Genomic DNA, 11,833 nt, shown 5'->3' with positions numbered 1-11,833 from the left:
CTCAAGGAGCTGCGCCTGCACGGCATGGCCACGGCCTGGGCGGAGTTGACTGCGCAGGGTGAGTCGAACACAGCCTCGTCCAAGTGGCTGCTCGAACACCTGCTGGAACAAGAGCACACAGATCGCGCCATGCGCTCGGTGAGCCACCAGATGAACATGGCCAAGCTGCCGATGCACCGCGACCTGGCCGGCTTCGACTTCAGCGCCTCCAGCGCAGACGCTCGTTTGATCAGCGAACTGGCCAGTCTGGCCTTTACCGACACCGCGCAGAACGTGGTGCTGATCGGTGGGCCTGGCACCGGTAAAACCCACCTGGCCACTGCGCTGGCCGTGTCCGGCATCACCCGGCACGGCAAGCGCGTGCGCTTCTACTCCACGGTCGATCTGGTCAATCTGCTGGAGCGCGAAAAGCACGACGGCAAAGCCGGGCGGATCGCCCAAGCTCTGCTGCGCATGGATCTGGTCATCCTCGACGAACTGGGTTATCTGCCCTTCAGCCAGGCCGGCGGTGCGTTGCTGTTTCACCTGCTATCCAAGCTGTACGAACACACCAGCGTGGTGATCACCACCAACCTGAGCTTCGCCGAATGGTCGAGCGTGTTCGGCGACGCCAAGATGACCACCGCCCTGCTGGATCGGCTGACCCACCACTGCCACATCGTCGAAACCGGTAACGAGTCCTATCGCCTGCAACACAGTAGCTTGGCGGCCCAGGCCAAGATCAAATCACGGGAGCGAAAGCGTAAGGGCGGCCAGGAACCGGAGGACGATGAGCCGTTCTGATTTCATGGCGACGACGGCCTGCTACATGGCTGCGTGTGGCAGGTCTTAAACAACTGAACTGGGCTAGCGAAGGAGTGGGGGCAACAGCAGCTGCGCTGGTAGACTTATCCACAGTTGCTGGTAACAAAATCAGCAATCCGCCCTGGGTCAAATTTCAATCGGCAGGGTGGGTCAATTTTCCATCAGCGCCAACACACTAAGCAACCATCAGAAAATTTTGACTGTACGCCAAAAAATTCGCATCTACCAGCATCTAAACAGGCGTTGTTGATTATCATAAAACACTGACACTGTATTATATAATCGTGCTTTTGTGTTATTTTTTTAATATTTACTGATTACGTACTTGCTTAACCACTCAGTTGCGCTAGAATTAATAGACGCGAAATTTAAATCTCTAATTTTCCAACACTTAGTAAAACCTCGTTTGCCATCCCACTACCATTGTAGGAGCAAATCAGGAGACATAAAAAATTAGCGGTAGCGTGCCTGGCCCTCTAGATAAGTATTGGAGACTGTAATGAAGTTTGAAAAGTCACAGACAGCAATCGACCACCTGACTCCCGAGCAACACCGAATTACCCAGGAGGCGGGCACCGAAAGGCCCTTCACGGGCGAGTACAACGACAACAAGGAGCCTGGCATCTACGTCGACATAGTGTCGGGAGAGCCACTGTTCGCTTCGACGGACAAGTTCGATTCGGGTACTGGCTGGCCCAGCTTCACCAAGCCGATCGTTTCGGCAAACGTGAACGAGGTGCGGGACAGCGCACACGGCATGGTCCGGACGGAGGTCAGGTCAGTACACGCAGACAGTCATCTCGGCCATGTGTTCCCCGATGGTCCTTCCGACCGCGGCGGTCTGCGGTACTGCATCAACTCAGCGTCCCTTCGCTTCATCCCGCGCGACGAGATGGAGTCCGAGGGATACGGTGAATATCTCGATCAAGTAGAGGAGGCTTAACATGCATCAGCGCGCTGTTCTCGCAGGAGGATGTTTCTGGGGCATGCAGGATCTGATCCGCAAGCGGCCCGGCATCATCTCGACCCGTGTGGGTTACACGGGCGGCGATATTCCGAACGCCACGTATCGTAATCACGGCACGCATGCCGAGGGGATCGAGATTGTCTTCGACCCGACAGTGACGAGCTACCGGAACATCCTGGAATTCTTCTTCCAGATCCACGATCCGACGACGCTGAACCGCCAGGGCAATGATCGTGGGCTCTCCTACCGGTCGGGCATCTATTATGTCGACGAGGAGCAGAAGCGCGTCGCCGAGGATACGATCGCCGATGTGGATGCCTCGGGGCTGTGGGATGGCAAAGTGGTGACCGAGGTCCAGCCGGTCGGCGAGTTCTGGGAGGCCGAGCCCGATCACCAGGATTATCTGGAGAAGCGCCCGGGCGGCTACACCTGCCACTTCGTCCGTCCCGGCTGGGTGCTTCCGAAGCGCCAAAAGGTTGACGACGTACAGCCAGCGGCCGGGACCGCGGCGGAATAGGCTTCACTGCCGTTGCCACTGCGCCGGTCCGGTCCGCAATCTTCGTGACCGCGTCGTTCAGCGACGCGGTCATCGAACCCTACTTCAGAGTGACGGCTCGTTCCAGTCAGTCGCCATCGCAACACCAGGATCGCAGATTTATGCCAGACCTCTCGTCCTTTCCGATCACGCAGCGCTGGCCGGCATCTCATCCCGATCGCCTGCAACTCTACGCAGCCCCTACGCCCAATGGCGTCAAGGTCTCGATCATGCTTGAGGAGACTGGCCTGGCGTACGAGCCCCACCTGATCGACATCTCGAACAACGAGTCGAAGGATCCGGCGTTCGTGTCGCTGAACCCGAACGGACGCATACCGGCGATCATCGATCCGGCTGGCCCTGACGGTAGACCCATCGCCTTATGGGAATCCGGTGCGATCCTCCTCTATCTGGCCGACAAGACGGGTCAGTTCATCTCCACCGAACCAGGCCAGCGTTACGAGACCCTAGCGTGGGTGTTCTTTCAGATGTCGGCCATCGGGCCGATGTTCGGACAGCTAGGCTTTTTCCTGCGATTTGCCGGCAAGGACTATGAGGACAAGCGACCTCGGCAGCGCTTTGTTGATGAATCCAGGCGTCTTCTCGGGGTCCTGGATCACCGGCTGGAGGGCCGCGAATGGATTGTCGATGATTACTCGATCGCGGACATTGCGACGTTTGGCTGGGTGAATGCGCTGGTCGAATTCTACGCAGCGGGCGACATCCTCGGCCTAAGCAGCTATTCGAACGTGCAGGCATGGCTCGAACGCGGGCTGGCGCGACCGGCTGTACAGCGTGGCCTGCGAATTCCTGCGAGGCCTGCATGACCATTATCGCCGCATATTATTACAACGAAGGTAAGCGAGTCCGTGAAATCAGGCTCGATGAGCACGTCGAACTAAACGAGAATCGCTCGGGCTTCTGCTGGATCGCGCTTAGCGAGCCCACCGCAGACGAACTCAGCGCGATCCAGACGACGTATAACCTCCATCCTTTGGCGATCGACAACGCCATGCACCCGCTGTGCCCGCCCAAGCTCGAGGTCTACAACGATGAGTTGTACGTCGTCGCCCAGACCGCCGAGCTGGTCGGCGACCGGATCAGCTACGGCAAGATGGCGATCTTCACCGGTCACAATCACCTTATCACCGTGCGGCACGGCAATGCCGGAGCGCTGGGCAAACTTCGGGAGCAACTCGAGGCATCGCCGACGCAGTTCGGCAAGGGTGTCGACTATGTGCTGCACGCGATCTTGCACCGAGTGGTCGACCAGTATCTGCCCATCTTCGAAATGATCGAGGACGACGTCCTGGCGATGGAGCGACGGTCGCTGCACGATTTCCTCGGGCCAGAAGAGGTGGCGCGAATCTTCGAACTAAGGTCCGAACTCACGCGGTTCCAGCGCACGCTCGGGGCTATGGCCGAGCTGGTGCGAAAGCTCGTTCGCGGCCACTTTCCCTGCATCAGCGCCGAAATGACACCATATTTCCACGACGTCGCGGACCATGTCCACCGCGTGCAGTCCATGGTCGACGGCCTCCTGCTTGTCCTGTCCACGGTCTTCGAGGCCAGCAGCCTTCTGGAAGCGCAAAGGATCGGTGTGGTCACTCGCCAGCTCGCGGCCTGGGCGGCGATCTTGACGGTCCCGACGGCGATCGCCGGAATATATGGCATGAACTTCAAGCACATGCCGGAACTGGACACGCCATATGGCTACTTCGTCGTGCTCGGAGTCATAGCGGTGTTCTGCCTTCTCCTGTTCATGCGCTTCAAGAAGGCCAAGTGGCTATGAGTAACGCACTTCGCGAGCTTCTCCGTCCGCCGAGTCACAGCGCGCTTTGTGCGCGAGCGTGTCCAATCCAGTTCAAGATGAAGGTGCTTCCATGACCTCCCAGGTGACCGACGTTCTAGAAGCAGTCCAGTCATTCATCGCCAACGGCTATGACCGCGAATACCGCGTCAAGGACGGCAATCTCGTCGATCTCGAACTAGGGTCAACCCTCGATGCATGCAGCATTCGCGTCGATGCGGCGTTGCGCCTCGAGAGCGGGGACGACGGCGAAGATGCCTCCAACATCTACGCGATCACCGATCCGGCGACAGAGCATAAAGGCCTGTTGATCGACGTGTTCGATGAAATCTGCTACCGCGACCCAGTTCAAGAGTCGGGACCTCAATGTAGAAGAAGTTGACTAACGAGCATTCGCGTCATCCGATCAAGCAAGCTGGAGACATTTATGAAAGCCATTGGTTACAAGGTTCCGGGACCCATCGCCGCGGATGCCGCGCTGGTCGACATCAATCTGCCTCGGCCTGTCGCTGCAGGATACGATATCCTGGTTGAGGTGAAGGCCGTCTCGGTCAACCCGGTCGACTACAAGGTCCGCAACAGCACGCCGCCGGCAGATGGCGATTGGAAGGTGCTGGGATGGGATGCCGCCGGGATTGTGCGCGAGGTCGGCCCCGACGTCACGCAGTTCGAGTTAGGCGACGAGGTCTATTATGCCGGATCGATCACACGGCCCGGTACCAATGCGGAGTTCCATCTCGTCGACGCCCGGATTGTCGGTCACAAACCTGCGTCGCTCTCCTGGGCGGAAGCGGCGGCGCTGCCGCTGACGACGTTGACGGCCTGGGAGGCGATGTTCGACCGCCTGGACGTGGCGAAGCCCGTACCCGGTGCGGCGGAGGCGATCCTCATCATCGGTGGCGCGGGCGGGGTTGGGTCGATCGCCGTCCAGATCGCGCGACAGCGCACGGACCTCACCGTCATCGCCACAGCCTCTCGACCGGAAACCCAAGAGTGGGTAAGAGGGCTTGGAGCTCACCACGTCATCGACCATTCTCGTCCGCTCGCGCCACAGATCGCCGAACTCGGCATCGGTGCTCCCGCTTTCGTCTTTTCGACCACACATACCGAGCAACATGTCGCCGACATCGCCGAACTGATCGCCCCACAAGGACGGTTCGGACTGATCGACGATCCCAAGGCATTCGATATCATGGTTTTCAAGCGCAAGGCGGTGTCGATCCACCACGAGCTGATGTTCACGCGGTCGATCTACGGCACGCCCGACATGAATGAGCAGGGCGAGATTCTGGATGCGATGGCAGCGCTGGTTGACGACGGCAAAATCCGCACGACGCTGACCCGGCGACTGTCGCCGATCAATGCCGCCAATCTGAAGACGGTGCATGCACTGATCGAAAGTGGCGCGGCTAAAGGCAAGATCGTCCTCGAAGGCTTCTAACGACCGCGATCGCCAAACATCTTGTCCAACCTCAAAAAGCCGAACGGGTTATGCCCCAGCGATGAGAATCCCATGACCAAATCTATTGCCACCGCCTCGATCAACCGCGAAACCGCAGTCGCCCTCATCGACGCGGCGCTCGCTGCGGCCCGTGCCATCGGCATCCCGGCTGCCGTCGCCGTCGTCGACGCCACCGGTAACCTGCGCGCGTTCGAGCGCACCGACGATGCGCCGTTCCTTACCGTCGATGTTGCCATCGACAAGGCCTGGAGTTCCGCCTCGTTTGGGTTCCCGACCCATGTCTGGAACGACTATGTGACCAACGATCCAAAAGTGGCGCCGCTAGCCTATCGCCCTCGGATGGTCGCTGTCGGCGGCGGTTATCCGATTCTGGAGGATGGGAAGTTGATCGGCGGCATAGGCATCTCCGGAGGCAACTATCAGCAGGATCAGGATGCGTGCGTCGAGGCACTCATGAAAATCGGGTTCCAGTTGCCAGCCTGACGACTGTGAGGCCATCACCGGTGGTAATGGCCAACAGATCCAACCTTTGAGAGGCCTAATGATGGAAGCGTTCGTCGTCTTTACGCGGGAAGAAACCAGCGACCCACATGCACTCGCAACCTATTCTGCAGGCGTCGGACCATCGTTCGATGGTCACGACGTTACCTTTCTCGCCGCTTATGGCGCGATCCAGCATTTGGAGGGGCCGCCCATCGAAGGGGCCGTAATCTTGCGTTTCCCGACGATGCAGGCCGCTCGCGACTGGTATGACAGTCCCGCCTACCAAACCATCGCTGCTCAACGCTTTGCCGGTTCCCATTACCGCGCCTTTATCATTGAAGGGCGGCGGTGACATACCGACAGAAGCACTTCGGCGCTGACCACGAGGTATCGGCGTGTGAACTCGCATCTTGGGAATCTGTGGGGGGGACCAAGACAGCGGCGCTAGGGGCTCATATCGTCGATCGGATCAGAGAGTTGCTCGGCGAGAATGGGTTATCTATTGCCGAGCTGACGGAGCGGAGCCGCCCTCTCCCAACGGATTGATTCAATCGTTGACGCTCCTCCTATCCGGATCCGGGTTTTCGCACGCTGATCAACAGAGTTACAGCGCGCAACGCCTGTAGTGGGCATCAGGGGATGGGTGGCAATCAGGATGATTGCCCACCTTCCAACGATTAACCTTGCTCAAGTTGCTTCACTAGTCGCTCCGCGTCGAGATGGAAGTCCGAGAAAACAATGCTACCGCCAGCGTCGATAACCGTAAACCACGGAGTTCCTCGTGTGCGGTAGTCTTCCATGAAGGTTGGAAACGGCGAGCCGGTCGGTTGCTCGTCGTGACCGAAAACGATAGGAAGCTCATACTTGAGCTGGTTCACGCGCAACTTCTCGAAGGTATTCTCATGCGTTCCTTCGAAGACGGTCTGGATCACTGCGAACCCCACGTCTTTTGAGCTCAACGCTGCATGCAACTTTTGTAGCGTCGGAAACCCATGCAAATGGCAACCTTGGCACCAATGCTGGAAGGCAAACAAGATTTTCGGGCCGGGCCCGATATCTGACAGTTTGAACGGCGCGATACTTTCCCCATCTTTGCCAATCCATTTTTGCACCCGCAGCTCAGGCGCTTGTCGTTCGATCTCGTTCATCTGATCCTCCAACCCCGATACAGAAGCTTAGTGGATGATCGCGCGTCGCGACGGTGCGCGAACGTCCGACCTTATTTTCCCTATTTCCTGAAGCCAGAATAGATCAGATCGACATTTCGTCCTTAATATACTCAAGCTGCCGGCGAGCGCGAACTGGGCAACCATGCGCTGGTGAGCCTTGAGCTTTGCACGCTGCCCATCCGTTTGAGAGCGAATCTGCAACTTCCGCTCCGCATACCGCAGATCAGCGTACGCAGCCTTGGGGTTATCTACCCTATAGCCATTGGGTATTGGGAATCATGCTGGCCTGACGCTATGTTCGATACGCGATTTTTTACGATGATAGAGCATCTGTATCTGATTTTTAGTCGATTGGCTTATTCGGCGGATGTGCGGGCAAATGCTTTACGCAGAGTACTGAAATGAAGGCCGGCTTCGGTCTGCCGTATCGAGCAAGAGGGGTCACTATGGTCACCAGAGGTTTCACCGGTCGCGGTTCAGGCGACCAGTCCGATCGGATTCCGCCAGGTCAGCATCTGGTGGAGGATTTCCCTGTTCTGTCGGCCGGCCCTACGCCGAGGGTAGAGCCCTCCGACTGGAAATTCACAGTCAAAATTGGTCCGAAGCCCGTCAAAACGTGGAATTGGGGCGAATTCAACACTCTACCAAAGACCCAGGTGACAAAGGATATTCACTGCGTCACCTCTTGGTCCAAACTGGATACCGTTTGGGAGGGTGTACTCATTGAAGACATCCTTGCAGATGCAGAGCTTGATCGGCCTACCGATTTCGTCTTGGCGCACTGCTACGATAATTATTCGACAAACGTCCCTCTGACGGATCTGCTTTCCGGGAAAGCGATGGTCGCCCTCAGTTATGCGGGCAAGCCACTTTCCCGCGATCATGGGGGGCCGGCGCGTCTTCTAGTGCCGCACCTTTACTTCTGGAAATCCGCCAAATGGGTGAATGCGCTGCAATTCACGACGCGTGACGAGGCCGGCTTTTGGGAGCTGCACGGCTATCACATCTACGGCGATCCGTGGCGCGAACAACGATACACCCATGACTGAAAACGAAGCGCAAGTCCGTTCGTGGCAATCATGCGTGATCGACGACATCATCCAGCAAACACCGAGTATCAAGAGCTTCTTCCTTCGGTTGAGCAAGCCGTTCGCGCACACCGCAGGTCAGCACGTCGATATCCGGCTGACCGCGCCCGACGGCTACAGTGCAATGCGCAGCTACTCGATCGCGTCATCGGCAGTTTCGACCCCGATCGTCGAGATAGCTATCGAGCGCATGCCGGATGCCGAAGTTTCGCCGTTTTTTCACGACATCGCGGCGATTGGTGACGAAATCGAAGTTCGCGGTCCGCTCGGTGGCCATTTCCTTTGGCCTGAGCCTGCCATAGATCCGGTTCTGTTGATCGGGGGAGGCTCCGGCCTCGTGCCGTTGATGGCAATGATCCGGCAGCGCCGCGCATTGGCCCAAGCCGTTCCGACAGCGTTGCTCCTGTCCGCACGAACCGCCGAGGACGTTCTCTTCTCAGAAGAACTTCATTGCATCGAAATCAGCGATCCGGCGTTCGTCCTGGCGCTCGCGATTACGCGCGAGAAACCGGTTCGCGCATCGGACTTTGCGCGACGGATCGACGGCATGATGGTCCAAGAAATTCTAACCAGGCTTCAGGGAAAGCCGACGCAAGTGTTCGTCTGCGGGTCTAACGGATTCGTCAACATCGCAACCGATAGCGCGCTGCTGGCGGGCTTGGACGCCTCCATCATCAAGACGGAGCGCTACGGGGGCTAGCGGCGCGAGCTATCTCACGTCGCGCCGATCGTAGACGTGCGCCCTGGGAAGCTTTGGCGATCAACGTGAACCGTTTTGCCGAACACAGTCTTCGTACCCCCCGGCCTCTAGAACGCCTTCGCTCGCGATACCTGGCTCGACATCAAGCTCAATTTGAAAGTTCCTGCACTATCCGTCGTCCTGATATGCTCGACCAGCATGATGGGCGATTCGAGCGGGACCGCTTCCGTCCCAATCGAGGCTCGGTTACCTTAGAGCATCGGCTCGGCGCTACAGGAGGCGCGTGCGGCCTCTGCCTGGCGGTGAAAGCACTTTGGGCCATGTCGCCTGGATAGCGGCCAATCGTCAGCATCTGCTCCGATGTCGGCCAAGGTGCAGTCGCCATCTTTGAACGCCGCGAATTGGAGATCAACGCCATGACAGCGATCCGCGTGCAACTGCCGGAGATGCAATATGACAACTGATGTATTGCTGTACACCACGAATTGGTGCCCGTTCTGCCGCCGAGCGAAGGCGCTCCTCAAGGAAAAGGGCGTGCGATGGAAGGAGCTCGATATTGAGGCGGATCCGGCTCACCGGCAGGCCATGGCGGAAGCGTCGGGGCGAAGCTCCGTGCCGCAGATCTTCATCAATGGCACCCTTATCGGTGGCTCCGATGAGCTATTCGCGCTCGATGTCAGAGGCGAGCTCGACAAACTTCTCGGGCGCAACCCGCCTGCCACCTGAGGAGGTGCGGCTTGGGGCAGCCAGCCCGCGAGCCTTCGCCGGTTGATGAATACAAAAGGAGAGTCCGTTGGTCTCAGCCATCTGGAAAGACACTACTATCGCCACAAGCGACGAAACAGTCATCGTCGAGGGAAATCACTACTTCCCACCGTCAGGAGTCGACCTGAGCCTGCTTGAGATGAGCCCGCACACATCTGTCTGTCCGATCAAAGGCGCCGCGCGCTTCTTTCATGTTCGCGCGGGTGACGCGCTCAACGTGAACGCCGCTTGGACCTATCCCGCCCCCACTCCGGATGCCGAGGGTATCCGGGATTACATCGCTTTCTGGAAAGGCGTGGACGTTGCCTAGCAGACTGGACGGACGACTTCGCTGATAGCCATGCGGGCGCCGACATCTCAATTATCCTGCCCACCCCGGGCCTCGTCGGCTGCAGGAATCTGCCCGGCACCTTAGCGCGACCCGGCACTGGCGGTCTCGCACCCGCCGCGCCTCTGTTCTATCAATAAGGATGGATGACATGGAGCATTCCGAGTTCGATGCCGCTTTCGCGAAGCTTGCGGAGGGATACAGAGAAGGGACTTATGAAGGCCGGCGTTTCAGCTTGATCGTCCGGCGATCTGGGGACGGACGTCGCAACAGTCTGTTCGCCAGGGAGTTGGACGGGACTGACATTGTCAGCTTCAACCTCTTCCGCGTTACATCAGATAGGACATTGTTGAAGCCGTGCGAAATGTCCGCCGAAAAGGTCGTAGCGTTCGTGCTGGAGTTCCGACCGGACACCTGACGGGCAGAAGAAGATCCCGGCCAACCGGCGCGCCTGCGACGGCCGGCTATCTAAGGCTGCGCAAGCCTATAGCCGCAGCTCATTGCACTTCGTCTGGCGAGGAATTCAACATCGATACGTCGCCATCCGCGGGGATATCGGTACAGGCGCCCGTGTAAGCCAGATTGAGAAATCCTAAGCGATGACTAACACCAATGACGCCACCCTTCCGACACATTCTATTCTTGAGGAATGCACAGCGATGGCTGTCGTCAACGCTCTGAAGATTATTCTGAAGAACAGCTACGCGATCTACCTTAAGACAAAAAATGCCACTCGGGCGCATCCCGCCCCTACTTCAGGGACTTTCACTTGCTTCTCGCTCTGTCACTCACAGCATCGGCACGCCCATGACGCATGGTATCCAGGCCTCATAATTTTCCCATATAACCTTCTTGTCTTTTGCGCACCCAGAAAGACTCGAGGCTTTAACTGGACAGATGAGCCCTCGAGGGTAGTGTTCACCTGATTGGCTTTCTCATATCTGATGTTGATTCGCACAGTGTGCCAACCAGGTGATAGTTTCAAAAAACCTGCGCTTCAGAGCGAATTAGACGATCTTCGATAAGAGCGATCCGCCTCAAAATCCAAAACATCTAACATTGTCCTAGAGCCATATTTGTACCTAGTACTATGGCGCTCCCATTAACACATTTGATGATGCACAGAAAACTTAGCTCATGATAGCTTTCAGCTAACAGCTATTCGGAAGCCCGAAAGGATTCAACCGTTTAAGCGTGAACCGTCGATTATAAATACTTTCGTAAGTTAGCTTTAAAGGACGCTTTTAGTCCTTGTAAATACGCATTACGACTCCACAGCTACCAAATCCATACGGCGCCAGCAACCATTAAAACACCCGACACTACTAAAACAATAGTAGAGGCGCGATTGCTGCCTTTCAAAGTATGACCAACACCCACATCCATAACTAGGTGTCGAATTCCGGCTACGAGATGATAAATAAATGAAGAGTATACCAACCAGAAACTAACTTTGCCGAAAGGTGAAGAAAAAATCTCCTTGACTTCATTAAAACCCTTTTCTGACTCCAACGATTTGCTCAGCATATACAGTATCAGTCCCAGAAAAATAAAGAGCATAATTCCTGAAATCCGGTGCAGAATCGATGTAAGCGCCGTGAGAGGAAGCTGAATGGTTCGAATATCAAGATTAACCGGCCGCTTTTTATTCATTTTGACTCCAGTCAACAATTCTAGTGGGGGATTTCAGTTTTCGATCTCATTCATCATAGCAGCTGTAAC

17 protein-coding genes are annotated in these 11,833 nt (G+C 57.0%); 15 read left to right on the top strand and 2 right to left on the bottom strand.

From position 1 onward, the window contains the following. The 9 genes from istB to D7V20_RS17250 all read left to right on the top strand — a co-directional run. Nucleotides 1-783: IS21-like element ISPst3 family helper ATPase IstB (gene istB / locus D7V20_RS17290; protein WP_107010019.1), on the top strand; the 783-nt coding region annotated here is incomplete at its 5' end. A gap of 520 nt (nucleotides 784-1,303) precedes the next feature. Further along, nucleotides 1,304-1,747, top strand: a complete 444-nt coding sequence (gene msrB / locus D7V20_RS17285; protein ID WP_003464965.1) for a peptide-methionine (R)-S-oxide reductase MsrB — start codon at nucleotides 1,304-1,306, stop codon at nucleotides 1,745-1,747. A gap of 1 nt (nucleotide 1,748) precedes the next feature. After that, on the top strand, nucleotides 1,749-2,288 hold the full coding sequence (gene msrA / locus D7V20_RS17280; protein ID WP_003464967.1) for a peptide-methionine (S)-S-oxide reductase MsrA: 540 nt from the start codon (nucleotides 1,749-1,751) through the stop codon (nucleotides 2,286-2,288). 140 nt (nucleotides 2,289-2,428) lie between these two features. Next, nucleotides 2,429-3,133: a glutathione S-transferase N-terminal domain-containing protein gene (locus D7V20_RS17275; RefSeq protein ID WP_005006007.1), complete on the top strand. Its 705-nt coding sequence runs from the start codon at nucleotides 2,429-2,431 to the stop codon at nucleotides 3,131-3,133. Then, nucleotides 3,130-4,098 carry a magnesium and cobalt transport protein CorA gene (locus tag D7V20_RS17270; protein ID WP_002118270.1) on the top strand — a complete coding sequence of 323 codons (969 nt, stop codon included), beginning with the start codon at nucleotides 3,130-3,132 and terminating at the stop codon, nucleotides 4,096-4,098. Before D7V20_RS17275 ends, D7V20_RS17270 begins: the two co-directional genes overlap by 4 nt. Nucleotides 4,099-4,189: 91 nt before the next feature. Next, nucleotides 4,190-4,498 (top strand): hypothetical protein, encoded by a 309-nt coding sequence (locus D7V20_RS17265; RefSeq protein ID WP_005006003.1) that lies wholly within the window; start codon nucleotides 4,190-4,192, stop codon nucleotides 4,496-4,498. A 45-nt stretch (nucleotides 4,499-4,543) separates the two neighbouring features. Continuing rightward, nucleotides 4,544-5,557, top strand: coding sequence for a zinc-binding alcohol dehydrogenase family protein (locus D7V20_RS17260; protein WP_002118279.1), 1,014 nt, complete (start codon nucleotides 4,544-4,546; stop codon nucleotides 5,555-5,557). Nucleotides 5,558-5,629: 72 nt separating this feature from the next. Beyond that, nucleotides 5,630-6,061: a GlcG/HbpS family heme-binding protein gene (locus tag D7V20_RS17255; RefSeq protein WP_005006001.1), complete on the top strand. Its 432-nt coding sequence runs from the start codon at nucleotides 5,630-5,632 to the stop codon at nucleotides 6,059-6,061. Between the two features lie 58 nt (nucleotides 6,062-6,119). Next, the gene (locus D7V20_RS17250) at nucleotides 6,120-6,413 is read left to right on the top strand and encodes a DUF1330 domain-containing protein (RefSeq protein ID WP_107010020.1); all 294 of its coding nucleotides are present in this window, start codon (nucleotides 6,120-6,122) and stop codon (nucleotides 6,411-6,413) included. 325 nt (nucleotides 6,414-6,738) lie between these two features. On the opposite strand, the gene D7V20_RS17240 is transcribed toward D7V20_RS17250, so the two are convergent. Continuing rightward, nucleotides 6,739-7,209 (bottom strand): TlpA family protein disulfide reductase, encoded by a 471-nt coding sequence (locus D7V20_RS17240; protein ID WP_003464979.1) that lies wholly within the window; start codon nucleotides 7,207-7,209, stop codon nucleotides 6,739-6,741. 185 nt (nucleotides 7,210-7,394) lie between these two features. On the opposite strand from D7V20_RS17240, the gene D7V20_RS20340 reads away from it, so the two are divergent. From D7V20_RS20340 to D7V20_RS17215, 6 genes are all read left to right on the top strand, one after another. Next, a complete protein-coding gene (locus D7V20_RS20340) occupies nucleotides 7,395-7,520 on the top strand; it encodes a hypothetical protein (RefSeq protein WP_268877902.1) in 126 nt (41 codons plus the stop codon). Nucleotides 7,521-7,676: 156 nt separating this feature from the next. Next, nucleotides 7,677-8,279 carry a sulfite oxidase-like oxidoreductase gene (locus tag D7V20_RS17235; protein WP_003464980.1) on the top strand — a complete coding sequence of 201 codons (603 nt, stop codon included), beginning with the start codon at nucleotides 7,677-7,679 and terminating at the stop codon, nucleotides 8,277-8,279. Next, nucleotides 8,272-9,018 carry a ferredoxin reductase gene (locus tag D7V20_RS17230; RefSeq protein WP_002118292.1) on the top strand — a complete coding sequence of 249 codons (747 nt, stop codon included), beginning with the start codon at nucleotides 8,272-8,274 and terminating at the stop codon, nucleotides 9,016-9,018. Before D7V20_RS17235 ends, D7V20_RS17230 begins: the two co-directional genes overlap by 8 nt. Nucleotides 9,019-9,471: 453 nt before the next feature. Further along, nucleotides 9,472-9,744, top strand: a complete 273-nt coding sequence (gene grxC / locus D7V20_RS17225) for a glutaredoxin 3 (RefSeq protein ID WP_005005995.1) — start codon at nucleotides 9,472-9,474, stop codon at nucleotides 9,742-9,744. Nucleotides 9,745-9,811: 67 nt separating this feature from the next. Further along, nucleotides 9,812-10,093: a DUF427 domain-containing protein gene (locus D7V20_RS17220; protein ID WP_003464986.1), complete on the top strand. Its 282-nt coding sequence runs from the start codon at nucleotides 9,812-9,814 to the stop codon at nucleotides 10,091-10,093. Nucleotides 10,094-10,262: 169 nt separating this feature from the next. Then, nucleotides 10,263-10,529 (top strand): hypothetical protein, encoded by a 267-nt coding sequence (locus tag D7V20_RS17215; protein WP_003464988.1) that lies wholly within the window; start codon nucleotides 10,263-10,265, stop codon nucleotides 10,527-10,529. An 860-nt stretch (nucleotides 10,530-11,389) separates the two neighbouring features. On the opposite strand, the gene sdhC is transcribed toward D7V20_RS17215, so the two are convergent. Then, nucleotides 11,390-11,764 carry a succinate dehydrogenase, cytochrome b556 subunit gene (gene sdhC, locus D7V20_RS17205; RefSeq protein ID WP_005005993.1) on the bottom strand — a complete coding sequence of 125 codons (375 nt, stop codon included), beginning with the start codon at nucleotides 11,762-11,764 and terminating at the stop codon, nucleotides 11,390-11,392. Nucleotides 11,765-11,833: the final 69 nt, after the last annotated feature.

It is taken from the genome of Acinetobacter rongchengensis, from assembly GCF_003611475.1.
Classification (GTDB): Bacteria; Pseudomonadota; Gammaproteobacteria; order Pseudomonadales; family Moraxellaceae; genus Acinetobacter; species Acinetobacter rongchengensis.
This window is presented reverse-complemented; position numbering and strand designations above follow the sequence as displayed.